Below are 16,253 nucleotides of genomic sequence, written 5' to 3'. Positions count from 1 at the left end.
CCCAGCCTTCCACAGCCCGGGGACATCGGGGGCCCCGCGCGCGAAGTATTGACCGCGTCCGGAAGGTGTGCATTCTTCGGCGCGGACGAATGAACGGATTGCCGGCCCCGACGTCGGGATGCGCCGATACCGTGGAACGCATGGCAGCTCGGGAGTACGACCTCGTGGTGATCGGTGCCGGTCCGGTGGGTGAGAACGTCGCCGACAGGGCGAAGCAGGGCGGCCTCTCCGTCGCCGTCGTGGAGAGCGAGCTCGTCGGCGGCGAGTGCTCCTACTGGGCCTGCATGCCGTCGAAGACGCTGCTGCGCAGCGGTGCGGCGCTGCGGGCGGCGCGTGATGTGGACGGCGCGCGGCAGGCGGTCACCGGATCCGTCGACGTGGCGGCCGCGCTGCGGCGTCGCGATGCGATCGTGCACGACTGGGACGACACGTCGCAGGTCGACTGGCTCCGCGGTGCCGGCATCGATCTCGTGCGCGGGCACGGTCGCCTGACCGCCGAGCGGGAGGTCACCGTCACCGACCCCGGCGGCGAGGAGGTCGTCCTGGCCGCTCGTCACGCGGTCGTCGTGTCGACGGGATCGGCGGCGCTCCTTCCCGACATCGAGGGACTGAAGGATGCCGCACCCTGGACGAGCCGCGACGCCACGGGCGTGCGAGATGTGCCTTCGTCCCTCGCGATCCTCGGAGGCGGAGTCGTGGGGTGCGAGATGGCCACCCTCTTCGCGTCATTCGGATGCGCGGTCACGCTCATCGCACGGTCGGGTCTGCTCGGGTCGATGGAGCCGTTCGCGGGCGAGGCCGTCGTCGAGGCGCTGCGGAATGCCGGAGCCGAGGTGCGGACCGGCGTCGACGTCGAGACGGCGTCGCGTGAACCGGACGGCGACGTCGTGCTTACCCTGTCCGATGGGTCGCAGGTGCGGGCGGCCGAGGTGCTCGTCGCCACCGGACGCGTGCCGCGGACAGGCGACGTGGGGCTCGAGAGCGTCGGACTCGCGCCGGGCTCATGGCTCGACGTCGACGACACCCTCCGCGTGCGCGGCTTCGACTGGCTGTACGCCGTCGGCGACGTCACCCATCGCGCACTCCTCACGCATCAGGGCAAGTACCAGGCACGTGCCGCCGGCGACGTCATCGCCGCGCGAGCGCGCGGAGGCGACGTGGACGATGCCCCGTGGGGCCGTCACGTCGCCACCGCCGACCACTCCGCCGTGCCCCAGGTGACGTTCACCGATCCCGAGGTGGCGTCGGTCGGGCACACCGAGGCGTCCGCGACGGCGGCCGGGCTCGGCATCCGGGTCGTCGACTACGACCTGTCGTGGGTCTCGGGCGCGAGCACCCACGCCGATCACTACCAGGGCCGGGCTCGTGCGATCTTCGACGAGCGCAGGCGGGTGCTGGTCGGGGCCACGTTCGTCGGTCCCGACGTCGCCGAGCTCCTGCATTCGGCGACGATCTCGATCGTCGGCGAGGTGCCGATCGACCGCCTGTGGCACGCCGTCCCCGCCTATCCCACCGTCAGCGAGGTGTGGCTCCGCTGGCTCGAGGAGCTCGGCCGCTAGCCGGCCCCGGCCGTGCGGCGGCGACCTACGCTGAAAGGGTGAGACCTCCTGCCCCAGATCCCACCGCTCCCGGCCAGGAGTCCGTGTGGGACTATCCGCGACCGCCGCGCGTCGAGCGCATCACCCAGCGCGCCGTGATCCGCCTCGGAGGCGAGGTCGTGGTCGACACCGATGACATCGTGCGCGTGCTCGAGACGAGTCATCCACCGGTCTACTACCTGCCGATCGCGGCGTTCGCCGAGGGAGCACTTCTCGGCGCGGCGGGCAGTTCGTTCTGCGAGTTCAAGGGGTCGGCCCGCTACTTCGACGTGCGCGGCGGCGGGGTCACCGCACGAAGGGCGGCGTGGCACTACCCGAGCCCGTCCGCCGGATTCGAGGTGCTGACCGGACGCGTGGCCGTGTACGCGCGGCCGATGGATGTCTGCGAGCTGGGCGGCGAGGCGGTCACGCCGCAGCCCGGAGAGTTCTACGGCGGCTGGATCACGTCGGGGGTGGCCGGTCCCTTCAAGGGCATCCCGGGCTCGTTCGGCTGGTAGCACTCCGGCCGATTTGAGAACGATTATCAATAGCGTTACGGTGGAGGCATGACGCCGCTCCGCCGCTCCCTCCCGCTGCTCGGCCTGGCCGCGGCATCCGCCCTCGTCCTCGCGGGATGCGCGAGCGGAACCGCCGCGGGCGACGACGGGACCCTGTCGGTCGTCGCGTCGACCAACGTCTACGGGCAGGTCGCCGAGGAGATCGGCGGCGACCTCGTCGAGGTCACCTCGATCGTGACGAACGAGTCGCAGGACCCGCACTCGTTCGAGGCGTCGGCACGGGATCAGCTGACGATGGCGAAGGCCGACCTCGTCATCGAGAACGGCGGGGGCTACGACGCGTTCGTCGACGCGCTGATCGAGGCGAGCGGCAGCGAAGCGCCCGTCATCACGGCGGTCGAGCACTCCCATGACTGGCCGGAGAACGACGGTCACGAAGAGGAGTCGGCGGACGGCGACGCCCACGACGACGACCTCCAGGACGACGACTCACACGAGGACGACCACGCCGACGACCACGACCACGACCACGTCGAGGGGTTCAACGAGCACGTCTGGTACGACCCGCACACGATCGCGCACGTCGCAGACGCCATCGCCGCCGAGCTGTCGGAGCTCGATCCCACCAACGCCGCGACGTACGCGGCCAACGCCGAGGCCTTCGCCGCCGGGATCGAGAGCGTCGAGGCCGGCCTCGCCGAGATCGACGCGGCTCACAGCGGTGCCCAGGCGTTCGCGACGGAGCCCGTCCCGGGGTATCTTCTCGCCGCCGCCGGCCTCGAGGACGTGACCCCCGAGGCGTTCAGCGAGGCCGTCGAGGAGGGCCAGGACGTGCCGCCCGCGACGCTCCTCGAGTCGCTGAAGGTCCTCGACAGCGGCGAGGTGGCCGTCGTCGCCACCAATGCGCAGACCGCCGGCGCCGAGACCGCCCAGATCGTGGGCGAAGCCGACGGGCGCGGCATCCCGACCGTCGCGTTCTCGGAGACGCTTCCGAAGGGCCAGACTTACCTCTCGTGGATGCAGGCGAACGTCGACGCGTTGAAGGACGCACTGGACGCATGAGTGCGGCACCGGCCCTCGAGATCCGCGACGCCTCGCTGCGTCGCGGCGATCTCGAGCTGTGGTCGGGGCTCGACCTCACCGTGAGCCCCGGCGAGCTCGTCGCGGTGCTCGGCCCGAGTGGCTCGGGCAAGACCACCCTGCTGCGGGCGATCCTCGGGCTCGAGCCGTTGAGCGGCGGATCCATCGCTGTCCTCGGCGAGCCCGTCCGCGCCCGCGGCAACCGGCGGGTCGGCTACCTTCCGCAGTCCCGTCCGCTGCCGCCCGACACGGCGCTGCGCGGCCGCGACCTGGTGACCCTCGGGGTCTCGGGGCATCGCTTCGGACTGCCGGTCCCGCGCAAGGGCGACGCCGCGCACGTCGACGCCCTCATCGACGCGGTCGGCGCGCGTGCCTTCGCCGACCGGCCCGTGGGCGAGCTGTCGGGCGGGGAGCAGCAGCGGCTGCGCGCCGGACAGGCACTCGCCGACGAACCCGGCCTGCTGCTGTGCGACGAGCCGCTGACCAGCCTCGATCTCGCCAACCAGCAGGCCCTGATCGGGCTCATCGACCGCCATCGACGGGAGAAGGATGCCGCGGTCCTGCTCGTGACCCACGACATCAACCCGGTGCTCGGCAAGGTCGACCGCATCCTCTATCTCGCAGGCGGCCGGTTCACGCTCGGAACCCCCGACGAGGTGCTCACCTCGAAGACGCTGACGGACCTGTACGGCGCCCCGGTCTTCGTGCTGCGCGCCGGCGACCGGCTGGTGGTCGTGGGAGCACCGGATGCCGAGGCATCCCACCACCATCACCACGACGAGGACCACGCATGAACTGGGACGACGTCGCGGATGCCATGTTCGGCGGCCTGCCCGTCTACGGCGACATCCTCGCGCTGGTCTCCAACTCGGTCTGGGCGGGGGCCGTGCTCGGGCTCGTCGGAGGCCTCATCGGCGTCCTCGTGATGCAGCGCGACATGGCCTTCGCGGTGCACGGCATCAGCGAGCTCTCGTTCGCGGGCGCTGCCGCGGCGCTGCTGATCGGGTGGGACGTCGTCACCGGATCGATCGTGGGGTCCCTCATCGCCGCCGCGATCATCGGGTGGCTGGGTGCACGCGCGCGCGACCGCAACTCGATCATCGGCGTGCTCATGCCGTTCGGCCTGGGACTGGGCATCCTGTTCCTCTCGCTCTACGACGGCCGCAGCGCGAACCGCTTCAGCCTCCTCACCGGTCAGATCGTGTCGGTGCAGTCCGATCAGCTGGGCTGGCTCGTCCTGATCAGCGGTGTCGTGCTGCTCGGACTGCTCTCGATCTGGCGGCCGCTGCGCTTCGACTCGCTCGATCCGCAGTCCGCCGCCGCCCGCGGCGTGCCGACGACGGCGGTGTCGCTCGCCTTCATGCTCCTGCTCGGACTCATCGTCGCGGTCGCCGTGCACATCATCGGCGCGCTGCTGGTGATGGCGCTGCTCGTCACCCCGGCCGCGGCGGCCATGCGGATCGCGACCGGACCGCTCTCGGTGCCGGTGCTCGCAGCCGTCTTCGGGTTCGTGTCGGCCGTGGGCGGCATCCTGCTCGCGATCATGGGCACGCTGCCCGTGAGCCCGTACATCACCACGATCTCGTTCGTGATCTACCTCGTGTGCCGCGGCATCGGCTCGCGTCGCAACCGGGTGACGCCGGAGCCCGCTCACGCATGACGGTCGCCAGGCCCGCGCCGGGGCGACGTCCAGGGGCCGCCGGTAGACTTCCGGGCATGGCCCAGCGCAACACGTGGCAGCGCGATCGCGTGCGCGAGGCGCTCGCCGACGCCTCCGGCTTCGTGAGCGCGCAGTCCCTCCACGCGACGCTGCGGGACGAGAACACGGGCATCGGCCTCGCGACCGTGTACCGCGCGCTGGCGGGCCTGGCCGCCCAGGGCGACGCCGACTCCCTGCAGAGCCCCGAGGGCGAAGCCCTCTACCGCGCCTGCACGAGCACCGGGCACCACCACCACCTCATCTGCCGCAGCTGCGGACTGACCGTCGAGATCGAGGCGACGGACGTCGAGCAGTGGGCGCGTCGGACGGCCGAGAACCACGGCTTCCGCGACGCCGAGCACATCGTCGACATCTTCGGGCTGTGCGCGTCGTGCGCCCGAGCCCGGGACGAGCGTGACGCGAACTGACACCCGCTCCGCTGCGGCTCCGCCACGGACGGCGCGGCCTCTCGTCGCGCTCGCCCTCGGCGCGGCGGTCGTCGCGGCGCTGTTCCTGATCGACGCGTTCGCTCCGACGCTGTTCCCCGCCTCGCTCCCCACGCGTGCGCAGGACGGACTGACGCTCGCGATCAGCGTGCTCATCGAGTCCCTGCCGTTCGTGATCCTGGGCGTCGTGCTCTCGATCGTCGTGCAGGTCTGGGTTCCGCCCGGGGTGATCGAACGATGGATGCCGCGCCGGGCGTGGGCCCGCCGTGCCGTCCTGTCGCTGCTGGGCATGGTCGTGCCGGTGTGCGAGTGCGGCAACGTCCCGTTCGCGCGGGGTCTGCTGATGCGCGGGTTCTCGGTGCCCGAGACGATGACGTTCCTCATCGCAGCGCCCATCGTGAACCCGATCGTCATCATCACGACGCACCAGGCGTTCGGCTTCAGCGACGGCATCCTGATCGCCCGCCTCGTCGGCGGATACCTCATCGCCAACCTCATCGGCTGGCTCTACAGCCGCCATCCCTCGCCCGACGCCCTGCTGACCGATCGGTTCCGCGACACCTGCGAGCTCGTCGTGCACGAGCCCGGCGGCAGGGGCCGGCGCACGCTCGCGCAGTTCGTCATCGAGCTGCGCGCGGTGATGCCGGCGCTCGTGATCGGCTCGGCGCTCGCCGGCGCGGTGCAGGTGCTGATCCCGCGCGAGGCGCTGGTCGCGATCGGCTCCAACCCGGCGCTCTCCATCGTGGCGATGATGGCGCTGGCGATGGTCGTCGCGATCTGCTCGAACGTCGACGCGTTCTTCGCCCTGTCGTTCGCGTCGACCTTCACCCCCGGCGCGATCGTGGCGTTCCTCCTCGTGGGTCCGCTCGTCGACGTCAAGATGCTCGCGCTCATGCGCACGACGTTCACCACGCGCACGATCGCGGGGATCGTGGTCGTCGTGATTGTCTCGTCGTTCTTCATCGGGACGGTGGTGAACCTCCTTGCGTAGGGCGGAGTGGATCGGCACGCGGTGGCTCGGGGTCGGGCTGACGGCGGTACTCGCGGTCGTCACGATCACCCTCGCGGTGACGGGGCGACTCGCGCTCTACATCAACCCCGACTCGACGTGGTTCGCCGTGTCGATGTCGGTCGTGGCCCTCGTCGGCGCCGTCGCGTCCTTCGCGCTCCCGCTGGGCGCCGAGGCCGATCACGGCCACGACCACGGCCCTGTCGCGTTGAGTGTGGACACTCACGACCACGACCACGACCACGACGAGGTGGGGCATCCGCGCAACCCGTGGGGGGTCGCAGCGACCGTCGTGGGCGGGGTGGCGGCATCCGGCGTCGTCGTCCTCACGCTCGTGCTTCCTCCCGCGTCGCTGTCCGCCGAACTCGCGATGTCGCGCGACGTCGGCGGGACGCCGCTGTTCGCGGGAGCGGATGCGGTCACCCTCGCCGCGACCGGTGACACGTCGTCCTTCGGGGTCGGTGAGTGGGCGACGGTGTTCGCGACGGCGACGAATCCCGATGCGTTCGACGGCGATCCGATCGAGCTCACCGGCTTCGTCACACCCAGCGAGGGCGATGCGTTCGACCTGACGCGTCTGGTCGTCACGCACTGCGTGATCGACGCGCAGCCGGCGACCATCCCGGTGAGCGACCAGGAGATTCCCGACACGGGACAGTGGGTCACCGTGACGGGCACCGTGCGCTCCACCTCGGACGGGCGGCTCGAGATCGACGCCGACAGCGTCGAGCTCATCGACGAGCCCGAGGATCCGTATGAGTACTGAGCCGGCGACCCGCCGTGCCCGGGGTCGCCGCCGGCGTGGCCGCGCCTTCGCGGGCGCCTTCGTCCTCGTGGTCGGCGTGCTCGTGGTGCTGGGACTGGCCGGTGCGGCGGCCAGCGTGGCCCAGGGCCCGCGCGTGACGGACGTGCAGGTCGATCCGGAGGCGGCCGTCGCGGCATCCGGCTCCCGTCTGATCGTGACCACGACGCAGTCGCTCGCCGAGGTCGACCCCGCGCAGGTGACCGTCACGCCCGCGACGCCGTTCGCGGTGGACACCGCCGGCCGCAGTGTGGGCGTGCGCTTCGCGCTGCCGCTGTGGGACGACACCGAGTACACCGTCGTCCTCTCGGACCTCGAGGGACTCGGCGGCGGCCCCACGGCGACGCTCACCGAGACGTTCCGCACACCGCCGGTGCAGGTCGAGCTGCTGCAGCGCGGCCCCGACGGCGACACGATCTTCCGCACCGACCTGACGGGCGAGAACGCCGTCGCCGTCTACACGCATCCCCATATCGAGGACTTCCGGGCCACCGCCACCCACCTCGTGGTGTCCGTCCGCACGGAGGACGACCGCGCGGGGCTCATCATGACCGATCTCGACGGCTCGGATCCGCGCGACCTGCCGCTGCCCGGCGACGGGTACGTGTCGAACCTGCAGAGCGCCGACCGCGGAGACGTCGTGGGCTACACGTTCACCGACACCGGCCTCGGCGCCGAAGGTGGCCGCGAGAGCCGGCTGTTCACGTCGTCGCTGAAGGATCCGGATGGCGCCCCGCAGCCGGTCGTCGTCGACGGCGCCGATTCCCGCATCGCCGACTGGCGGTTCGTGCCCGACACCGACAGCATCCTGCTCCTCCCGTTCGACGGTTCACTGCTGCTGACGGGGCCTGCGGGCGAGGGGGCGACGCCGATCGGGACCGCGATCACGATCGAGGGTGTCGCCCGTGGGTCGTCCGAGGCCGTCGTGGAGCGTGTCGACGGCATGGCCTCCATCGACCTCACGGACGCGAGCGAGACGCCGCTCGTCGCGCCGGCGGACGACATCGGTCCGGTGACCACCGTCACCCCACTCCCCGACGGCTCGACGATCCGCGCGGCCGCAGTGCTCGATTCCGACGGCACGCCCACCGGGCGCACCGCCATCGCGCTCGTCGCCCCCGACGGTGCGACCCGCCTGCTCGCAGAGGTCCCGGAGACCGATGCCGTGCTCCAGGTGTGCGTATCGCCCAGCGCGCGCTACGCCGCGGTGCTGGTCGCGCCCGACGCCGTGTCGAACCCCTACGACACGTACCAGCTGCCCCTGCCGGAGCGCTCCGAGACGCGCGTGCTCGAGATCGCGGACGGCGCTGAGGTCGTGGCGCTCAGCGGGGCGGCGATCTCGTGGTGTCAGGTGCCGCCGGGCTGATCGACCTCTTCGTCGTCCCGCTCGCCGGCCGCCGCGGGTACGGGGATCGTCGCGGGCAGGCCGCGGGCGAGGACGATGCCGATGAGTGTCAGCGCGAAGACCAGGAACAGCGCCTGACGCAGCGACTGCACCTGCGTATCGGCGTAGGTCTGGGCGATCTCGGTGGCCGCCTCCTGGCTGCCGCCCGCATCGAGCACCGCCTGCTCCGCCTGTTCCTGCGAGATGATCGGCGCCCCGCTGGAAGTGCCCTCGGCGACCTGCTGCTTGACGTCGTCGCTGAGCGTGGGGCTGGCATCGATGGCCGCGCCGAATCCACCGGTGAGCAGCAAGATGAACACCGACCCGACGATGGCGGTGCCGAACGACGAGCCCAGGTTCTGGAACGTGCCCTGCAGTCCGCCGACCTCGGAGGTGTCCTCTTTGGAGACGGCCGACATGTTCACGTTGCCCAGCTGGGATGCGAGCAGGCCGAAGCCGGCGCCCACGACGAACATGCCGATCGCGAACAGGAGATCGGTGAGGTCGGGCTGCACGGCGACGAACACGAAGAAGAGCCCGAGGCCGAGCGTGAACTGCCCGATCCGGGCGATGTTCCTCGCCGAGCGGACCGTGGACAGTCTGGAGCCGATGACGGAGAAGATGATGAGGCCGATCGACAGCGGCAGGATCTTCAGACCGGTCTCGAGCGCGTCGTAGCCGAGGATCGTCTGCAGGTAGACGGGGACCACGAAGAAGAGCGCGGCGATCGCGAAATACTGCGCGAGGAACATCGTGAGGCCGCTGCGCAGCGCCGGGATGCGGAGCATGCTCACCTTGAGCAACGGCACCCGGCCCTCACGCTCAAGCTTCTGCTGGCGGCGAACGAACCACCACAGGATGAGGAAGGCGATCACGATCAGGTAGGCGACGGGCGAGATGCCGAACGGGGCGATCGTCACGCCGCCGATCTCGGGCGGGTCCAGCGGCACGAGCCAGCCCCAGGTCTTGCTCTGCAGCACCGCGAGCACGAGGATCGCCATGCCGGCGGCCGACAGCACGACGCTGAGGAGGTCGATGCGCAGCGTGCGGTCCCCGGGGGTGTCCTTGATCCGCCCCGAGACGATCAGCACCAGGACCATGACGATCACCTCGCCGACGAAGACGTACCGCCACGAGGCGTACGTGGTCATGAGCCCGCCGATGAGCGGTCCCGCCGCGGCCGCGAATCCGGTGATCGCGCCGAGCGCGGAGAAGGCGATCACGCGGTCCCGTCCGGAGTAGTTGACGGCGGCGAGGGCGGCGATCGCGGGGATCACGAGCACGGCCCCGAGCCCCTCGACGAGTGACCAGCCCAGCAGCAGCACTCCCAGATTGGGGGCGAGGGCGGTCGTCAGCGAGCCGAGCCCGTACACGATCGACCCGATGCGGAACGCCGTGCTGCGTCCCCACTTGTCGCCGAGCTTGCCGCCGGTGAGCATGAACGCGGCCATCGTGAGCGCGTAGAACGTGATCGCCGCCTGCATGCCGCCGATGTCGGTGCCGAGGTCCGCTGCCACGGTCGAGATCGAGACGTTCATGACGGTGCTGTCGAGCACCATGACGAACTGTGAGACGCCCAGGATGATGAGCACGAACCATCGCTTCATGCGCGAATGCTATCGGGGCGACGGTGCGGCGCGGATCGCCTCGCAGGGGTGAGTCGCCCGTGCGTAGACTCCCCGCATGTCCGATCCCGCGCTGCGTCCCGCTCGCCGCGAGGACCTGATGGGACTTCCCGCCGACGTCGCGCCGCGCCTGCTCGGCGCTCACCTGACGACCATCGTCGACGACCGCGTCGTCGTCGCCCGCCTCACCGAGGTCGAGGCCTATCACGGCCAGGGGACGGGTTCCGTCGCGGATCTCGGATCGCACGCCCGCATGGGGCGGACGGCGCGCAACGCCACCATGTGGGGCGAGCCCGGCCACCTCTACGTCTATCTCAGCCACGGCATCCATTCGTGCGTGAACGTCGTGTGCGGCCCGGAGGGGGTCGCGGGCGGGATCCTGCTGCGCGGCGCCGAGATCGTGGAGGGAGCGGATGCCGCGGCCGCCCGCCGACCGGCGGCCAGAACCGTCCGCGATCTGGCGCGCGGCCCCGGTCGCCTGGGCGACGCGGTGGGGCTGCGGCATCCGCTCCACGACGGGATCGACGCGATCGGCGGCCACGCACGTCACGGCGCCGTCGCACGCCTCGACCTGCGCGTCGCACCCGTGGCGGGCATCGCGGCCGGGCCCCGCGTCGGCGTGGCGGGCGAGGCCGGCACCGCGCTGTTCCCGTGGCGGTTCTGGATTCCGGGCGACCCGACGGTGTCGTCGTTCCGCTGGGGAAGGGGCGCTGCGGAGGCCGCCGTCGTCCAGGACGGGATGCCTCCCGTGCTAGACTGACTCTTTGTCTGCGCGCACTCCAGCACGCAGTTCGCGTTTCGTCTCGCTCCGCTTGCAACGACCGGAACTTCCGGGCGGTGGCAGCGCGCGTCGAAATGCAGACAAGGGATCTTGGGTGGGGCCGTCCGGCCTCACGGTACTAAGGAGACATCACTATGGCAGCAGTGTGCCAGGTGACTGGAGCAGTTCCCGGCTTCGGTCACAACATCTCGCACTCGCACCGCCGGACGAAGCGCCGCTTCGACCCGAACGTGCAGAAGAAGACCTACTTCGTTCCGTCGCTGGGTCGCAACATCAAGCTCAACGTTTCGGCGAAGGGCATCAAGGTGATTGACGCACGCGGCATCGAGTCCGTCGTCAAGGACCTCCTCGCGAAGGGTGTGAAGCTCTAATGGCGAAGAAGGCTCAGGACGTCCGTCCGATCATCAAGCTGCGCTCGACCGCCGGCACGGGGTACACCTACGTGACGCGCAAGAACCGCCGCAACAACCCCGACCGCATCGTGCTCAAGAAGTACGACCCGGTCATCCGCAAGCACGTCGAATTCCGAGAGGAGCGCTGATCCATGGCTAAGAAGAGCAAGATCGCGCGCAACGAGCAGCGTCAGGTGATCGTCGATCGCTACGCAGCCAAGCGTGCGGAGCTGAAGAAGGCGCTCGTGTCGCCGGACTCGACCGACGAGCAGCGCGAAGCCGCCCGTATCGGCCTGCAGAAGCTGCCGAAGAACGCCTCGCCTGTGCGTGTGCGTTCGCGCGACGTCATCGACGGCCGCCCCCGCGGTGTCCTCACGAAGTTCGGCATCTCGCGTGTCCGCTTCCGTGACATGGCGCACCGTGGCGAGCTGCCCGGCGTGACCAAGTCGAGCTGGTAAGCAACCGCTTTTCCAGAAGGCCCGGAGTTCTGCGGAACTCCGGGCCTTCTGCCATCTCGCCGAGAACGCACGAATGACCGATTCTCGGCGCGCTCGACGGACATTCACGCGTTCTCGGCAAGCCCAGGCACGGGTGAGGCCCGGGGCTCTGTCGAACCCCGGGCCTCGTGTCCCACCGCGGACACCGGCCGGGAGACCACCCGACCGTCGGAGCACCAGGCGAGCTGGTGCCCCGACGGCGGAGTGGTTCCCCGGCGGCGCCGGGGCGGGGCATCCGATTACTTCGCCGCCTCGGTCTCGCGCACCTGGTGGGAGGTCGCCCACTCGAGGGCGTAGTCCGCGATCTCCTCCCAGTCGTCCTGGCTCACCAGGCGGTGGGTGCGTCCGGCGTACTCCTTGTACTCCACGACGGCCGGGCTGCCGGTCTGCGTGTACTTCTTCACGATGGCCTTGCCGATGGCCGGCGGCACGACGTGGTCGATCTCGCCCGTGATCACGAGGAGCGGTGCGCGATCGGCGCGGGTGTAGTCGACGTGCGTGACTCCGCCCTTCTCGTTGAGCACCGAGGTGACGCCCTCAAAGAAGACGCGGTTGTAGGAGTTGACGGCGTACTCCTCCCACAGTGCGTCGGACTCGCCGCGGGGCAGGTCGTTGCCGAACGTGAAGTGGAAGTGGCGCTTGGACAGCGGCTTGGCCCCGTTCTTGCCGAAGGGGTTCGCGAGGATCGGCGTGCCGGTCCACAGGGTGGAGAGAGGGAGGGAGGTGACGCCGGCGGTCTGGCCCGGGGCGACTCCGACGTAGGCGACGCCGAGGCCGCGGTCGGCGAGCATCTGCGTGAGCACGCCGCCGAACGAGTGGCCGATGATGATCGGCTTCACGGGGAGCTCGCGGATGATGCGCTCGTAGTGGTCGGCGATCTGCTTCAGGCCGATCCCCTTGAGGGCGGCGGGGTTGTTGCGGATGTCCTCGACGGTGCGGTCGTCGATGCCGGGCCAGCCGGGGACGATGACCTGGTGGCCGGCGGCGCGGAAGCGGTCGGCCCACGTGTCCCAGCTCTTGGGCGTCATCCACAGGCCGTGGATGAGGACGATGGGGGTCTTGGCGGTGGTGTTCATTTCGATCTCCTGGGTGGTGGTGTTGCGGTGGGTGTTGCGGTGATAGAACCGATAGTAGACCGAACGTTCTATCTACGCAAGACTATTCCCAAAGAAAGTTTCTGGATGCCGCGAGATGGCACGATGGACCCGGAGGAGAACATGAGCACCACGCCCGCGCCGGCCGCGAACAGCCGCCCCTCCCCCGCGCGTCAGCGACTGCTGGATGCCGCGACCGACCTCTTCTACCGCGAGGGCATCCACTCCGTCGGCGTCGACAGGATCATCGAAGAGTCCGGGGTGACCCGCGCGACGATGTACAAGCAGTTCGAGGGCAAGGAAGGGCTCGTCCTCGCCTATCTGCAGGGCGAGGACCACCGCCTCCGAGAGCTGTTCGCCGAGGCCGGCACCGTCTCGGACGACCCCGACGTGCTGCTCGATCTGGTGATCGCCGGGATCGAGCAGGACATCCGCGAGCGCCATACGCGCGGCTGTCCGTTCATCAACGCCGCGGCCGAATACCCCGCCGAAGGCCCGGTGCGCGAGCTCATCGCCGACCATCGCGAATGGTTCCGCGCCACGCTCGAGCATCTCGCCCGGGCGGCCGGACTGACCGATCCGGCCGATGTGGCGGCGTCGCTCGTGCTGCTGCGCGACGCCGCGCTCGTGGGCGGCTACCTCGACGGACAGGACCGCGTCGGACCCGCTTTCGCACGCACCGCGCGCGGCGTGATCGCCTCGCACCGGGCGTGACCGCGGCGTCGCGGACGCGTCGCGAATCCGCGCCGAACGGCTGTCACAGGCGTCACATCCGCCACATTCGCACCCGACACGCCGTCGAGAACGTCCGAAAACCCCGGAAATCCGCGGATCCGTTCGCGATGTCGGGTACATTCGAGGCGGTCGAACCGACCAGCCGGGGGGCGCAACGCCAGCCGGTCCGAGCAATGAACGAGCGGCGACTCCGCCGCTCTCGGAGGACAATCCACATGGCCGACAAGTCCATCACCAAGACCGAACTCGTCGCGAGCATCGCCAGCGCGACCGGACAGAGCCAGTCCGCCGTGTCGGGCGTGCTCGACTCCCTCTTCTCCACCGTCTCCGAGGCGGTCGCCAAGGGCAGCAAGGTCTCGATCCCCGGCTGGATCTCGTTCGAGCGCGTCGAGACGTCCGCTCGCACCGGCCGCAACCCCCAGACCGGCGCCGAGATCAAGATCCCGGCCGGCCAGCGCGTCAAGGTCACCGCCGGCTCCAAGCTGAAGGCCGCCGTCAAGTAAGTCGACGACCACATAAGGAGGGGGATGCCGCGCGAGCGGCATCCCCCTCCTGCGTGTCCACGTAGGCTTGCAGGGTGATCCCCTCTCCCGCTCCACGCGGGGCTGACGCGCCGCGCGGAGCCTCCGGGAGCGTGGCCGCACCCCGCGTCCTGCGCGCTGCGGGGCCTGTCATCCTCGTCGTCTCGGCGCTCGTGGTGCTCGTGTGGGCTCTCGCCTTCGGCGGTGGGGCCGCCCCCCTCGCGATCGGCGACCCCGGGCCGATCGCCCGATGGGGACTCCCCGTCGCCAAGCTCTTCGTCAACCTCTCCGCGGCGGGGATGGCCGGTGCGCTCGTCGTCGCCCTCTTCGCCCTGAGATCGGGCGAGCGCGAGTTCGACGTCGCGCTGGACACGGCATCGGTGTCCGCCGCCGTCTTCACCGTCTCGGCGGCCGCGACCGGCTTCCTCACCTTCATCGACGCGTTCAACCCGGCCATCGATGCCGGCCCGGAGTTCGGCGCGCAGCTCGGGCGCTTCCTGGTGGAGACCGAGGTCGGCCGCACGTGGCTCATCACCACGGTCGCCGGTGCCGCACTGACCGTGCTGACCTTCGCGGTGCGGTCGTGGACGGCGACCTTCTTCGTCGCGATCCTCGCGCTGGCGGCTCTCGTCCCGATGGGCACGCAGGGCCACTCGGGCGAGGAGGCCAACCACCACGAGGCCATGACGGCCCTGATCCTCCACATCATCGGCGCCGCCGTCTGGCTGGGGGGCCTCCTGCTGATGGTTCTCGTGCGCCCGCTGCTCGGCCGCGACCGGCTCGCCACCGTGCTCGCCCGGTACTCGAGCATCGCCCTGGCCGCCTTCATCGTCGTCGCCGTCTCGGGGACGGTGCGCGCGGTGATCGGTCTGCGCGACTGGTCCGCCCTGCTCTCGCCGTACGGCGTCATCCTGATGGTGAAGATCGTCGCGCTCGTGCTGCTCGGCTTCCTCGGAGCCTGGTACCGCCTCCGGCTCATCGGGCGACTGCGCGAGGACGCGGCATCCCGCATCTTCTGGACGCTCGTGGTGGGCGAACTCGTCCTCATGGGCGCAGCCAGCGGTGCGGCGGCAGCCCTCGCCCGGACTCCCCCGCCCGTTCCGTCGGCGCCGCCCGCCGCGCGCACGCCCGCCGAAGTGCTCACGGGCGCCCCGCTCCCGCCGGAACTGACGCCGGATCGCTGGCTGACCGCGTGGAACGCCGACCTGCTGTGGGCGGTGCTGGCCGGGTTCGCGGTGTTCTTCTACCTGGCCGGCGTGTGGCGAATGCGCCGGCGCGGTGACGACTGGCCGCTGTACCGCACGATCATGTGGGTCGCCGGCATGGCGCTGCTGGTGTGGGTGACCGGCGGTGTGATCAACGTCTACCAGGACTACCTCTTCAGCGTGCACATGGTCGGGCACATGCTGCTGACGATGGCCATCCCCGTGCTCCTGGTGGCGGGCGCCCCCGTGACCCTGGCCGCCCGCGCGATCCGCAAGCGCGAGGACGGCACCCGCGGCGGCCGCGAATGGGTCCTCTGGGCGGTCCACTCTCCGGTGTCCCGGGTGCTCACGAACCCGTTCGTCGCGGCCGGACTGTTCATCGGCTCGCTGTGGGTGTTCTACTACACCGACCTGTTCCGGTGGTCGCTCTACGATCACCTCGGCCACGAATGGATGGTGGCCCACTTCCTGGTGACCGGCTACCTCTTCGCACTCACGCTGATCGGCATCGACCCGGTGCCGTACCGGCTGCCGTACCCCGGCAGACTGGTGCTGCTCATCGGGATCATGGCGATGCACGCCTTCTTCGGCATCGCGATCATGATGCAGAGCGGCCTGATGATCGCCGAGTGGTTCGGCTCGATGGGACGGACCTGGGGGATGCTGCCCCTCGAAGACCAGTACTTCGGCGGCGGCGTCGCGTGGTCGATCGGCGAGATCCCGACGCTCGTCCTCGCGATCGTCGTGGCGATCCAATGGAGCCGCACCGACGCGCGCGACCAGAAGCGCCGGGACCGCCATGCCGACCGCACCGGCGACGCCGAGCTCGAGGCGTACAACGCGCACCTGGCCGAACTCGCCGAGCGCGACGCGCGCAGTCCCCGCTGA

General features: G+C 70.3%; 18 protein-coding genes. 16 read left to right on the top strand and 2 right to left on the bottom strand.

Going from position 1 to position 16,253, the window contains the following annotated elements:
- The first annotated feature begins 140 nt into the window (after nucleotides 1–140).
- Genes ASD93_RS13045 through ASD93_RS13005 form a run of 9 tightly spaced genes read left to right on the top strand, consistent with a single transcriptional unit; the run spans nucleotide 141 to nucleotide 8,497 of the window.
- A complete protein-coding gene (locus tag ASD93_RS13045; RefSeq protein ID WP_056124522.1) occupies nucleotides 141–1,559 on the top strand; it encodes a dihydrolipoyl dehydrogenase family protein in 1,419 nt (472 codons plus the stop codon).
- Between the two features lie 38 nt (nucleotides 1,560–1,597).
- Nucleotides 1,598–2,095 (top strand): DUF427 domain-containing protein, encoded by a 498-nt coding sequence (locus tag ASD93_RS13040; protein ID WP_056123299.1) that lies wholly within the window; start codon nucleotides 1,598–1,600, stop codon nucleotides 2,093–2,095.
- A gap of 48 nt (nucleotides 2,096–2,143) precedes the next feature.
- Nucleotides 2,144–3,157 carry a metal ABC transporter solute-binding protein, Zn/Mn family gene (locus tag ASD93_RS13035; RefSeq protein ID WP_056123295.1) on the top strand — a complete coding sequence of 338 codons (1,014 nt, stop codon included), beginning with the start codon at nucleotides 2,144–2,146 and terminating at the stop codon, nucleotides 3,155–3,157.
- Nucleotides 3,154–3,969: a metal ABC transporter ATP-binding protein gene (locus tag ASD93_RS13030; RefSeq protein ID WP_056123294.1), complete on the top strand. Its 816-nt coding sequence runs from the start codon at nucleotides 3,154–3,156 to the stop codon at nucleotides 3,967–3,969. The genes ASD93_RS13035 and ASD93_RS13030 overlap by 4 nt, the downstream gene beginning before the upstream one ends.
- Nucleotides 3,966–4,835 (top strand): metal ABC transporter permease, encoded by an 870-nt coding sequence (locus ASD93_RS13025; RefSeq protein WP_056123292.1) that lies wholly within the window; start codon nucleotides 3,966–3,968, stop codon nucleotides 4,833–4,835. Before ASD93_RS13030 ends, ASD93_RS13025 begins: the two co-directional genes overlap by 4 nt.
- Before the next feature lie 56 nt (nucleotides 4,836–4,891).
- Complete coding sequence (locus ASD93_RS13020) at nucleotides 4,892–5,302, top strand: Fur family transcriptional regulator (RefSeq protein ID WP_056123285.1); 411 nt, start codon at nucleotides 4,892–4,894, stop codon at nucleotides 5,300–5,302.
- Nucleotides 5,289–6,311, top strand: a complete 1,023-nt coding sequence (locus ASD93_RS13015) for a permease (RefSeq protein WP_056123284.1) — start codon at nucleotides 5,289–5,291, stop codon at nucleotides 6,309–6,311. The genes ASD93_RS13020 and ASD93_RS13015 overlap by 14 nt, the downstream gene beginning before the upstream one ends.
- Nucleotides 6,304–7,095, top strand: coding sequence for a TIGR03943 family putative permease subunit (locus ASD93_RS13010; RefSeq protein ID WP_082569320.1), 792 nt, complete (start codon nucleotides 6,304–6,306; stop codon nucleotides 7,093–7,095). The genes ASD93_RS13015 and ASD93_RS13010 overlap by 8 nt, the downstream gene beginning before the upstream one ends.
- A complete protein-coding gene (locus ASD93_RS13005; protein WP_056123282.1) occupies nucleotides 7,085–8,497 on the top strand; it encodes a hypothetical protein in 1,413 nt (470 codons plus the stop codon). The genes ASD93_RS13010 and ASD93_RS13005 overlap by 11 nt, the downstream gene beginning before the upstream one ends.
- Here the strand turns inward: ASD93_RS13005 and ASD93_RS13000 are convergent.
- Complete coding sequence (locus tag ASD93_RS13000) at nucleotides 8,479–10,122, bottom strand: MFS transporter (protein WP_056123275.1); 1,644 nt, start codon at nucleotides 10,120–10,122, stop codon at nucleotides 8,479–8,481. The two genes, ASD93_RS13005 and ASD93_RS13000, sit on opposite strands and share 19 nt — an antisense overlap.
- A 76-nt stretch (nucleotides 10,123–10,198) precedes the next feature.
- Between ASD93_RS13000 and ASD93_RS12995 the strand changes: the two genes are divergently transcribed.
- The 4 genes from ASD93_RS12995 to rpsN all read left to right on the top strand — a co-directional run bounded on the left by ASD93_RS12995 (nucleotide 10,199) and on the right by rpsN (nucleotide 11,771).
- On the top strand, nucleotides 10,199–10,900 hold the full coding sequence (locus ASD93_RS12995; RefSeq protein WP_056123272.1) for a DNA-3-methyladenine glycosylase: 702 nt from the start codon (nucleotides 10,199–10,201) through the stop codon (nucleotides 10,898–10,900).
- 155 nt (nucleotides 10,901–11,055) lie between these two features.
- Complete coding sequence (rpmB, locus tag ASD93_RS12990) at nucleotides 11,056–11,292, top strand: 50S ribosomal protein L28 (RefSeq protein WP_019180468.1); 237 nt, start codon at nucleotides 11,056–11,058, stop codon at nucleotides 11,290–11,292.
- Nucleotides 11,292–11,462, top strand: coding sequence for a 50S ribosomal protein L33 (rpmG, locus tag ASD93_RS12985; protein ID WP_005051772.1), 171 nt, complete (start codon nucleotides 11,292–11,294; stop codon nucleotides 11,460–11,462). The genes rpmB and rpmG overlap by 1 nt, the downstream gene beginning before the upstream one ends.
- 3 nt (nucleotides 11,463–11,465) lie before the next feature.
- Entirely contained in the window at nucleotides 11,466–11,771 is a 306-nt protein-coding gene (rpsN, locus tag ASD93_RS12980) for a 30S ribosomal protein S14 (protein WP_056123270.1), read from the top strand.
- Between the two features lie 278 nt (nucleotides 11,772–12,049).
- Here rpsN and ASD93_RS12975 read toward each other — a convergent pair whose 3' ends face one another.
- Nucleotides 12,050–12,886 (bottom strand): alpha/beta hydrolase, encoded by an 837-nt coding sequence (locus ASD93_RS12975; protein WP_056123267.1) that lies wholly within the window; start codon nucleotides 12,884–12,886, stop codon nucleotides 12,050–12,052.
- A gap of 141 nt (nucleotides 12,887–13,027) precedes the next feature.
- On the opposite strand from ASD93_RS12975, the gene ASD93_RS12970 reads away from it, so the two are divergent.
- From ASD93_RS12970 to ASD93_RS12960, 3 genes are all read left to right on the top strand, one after another.
- Nucleotides 13,028–13,618 (top strand): TetR/AcrR family transcriptional regulator, encoded by a 591-nt coding sequence (locus tag ASD93_RS12970; protein ID WP_056124514.1) that lies wholly within the window; start codon nucleotides 13,028–13,030, stop codon nucleotides 13,616–13,618.
- Between the two features lie 236 nt (nucleotides 13,619–13,854).
- Nucleotides 13,855–14,142 carry an HU family DNA-binding protein gene (locus tag ASD93_RS12965; protein ID WP_056123266.1) on the top strand — a complete coding sequence of 96 codons (288 nt, stop codon included), beginning with the start codon at nucleotides 13,855–13,857 and terminating at the stop codon, nucleotides 14,140–14,142.
- 131 nt (nucleotides 14,143–14,273) lie between these two features.
- Nucleotides 14,274–16,253 carry a cytochrome c oxidase assembly protein gene (locus ASD93_RS12960; RefSeq protein WP_056123265.1) on the top strand — a complete coding sequence of 660 codons (1,980 nt, stop codon included), beginning with the start codon at nucleotides 14,274–14,276 and terminating at the stop codon, nucleotides 16,251–16,253.

It is taken from the genome of Microbacterium sp. Root180, from assembly GCF_001428485.1.
Classification (GTDB): domain Bacteria; phylum Actinomycetota; class Actinomycetes; order Actinomycetales; family Microbacteriaceae; genus Microbacterium.
The sequence above is the reverse complement of the archived record's forward strand: the minus strand, read 5'-3'. Positions and strand labels throughout refer to the sequence as shown.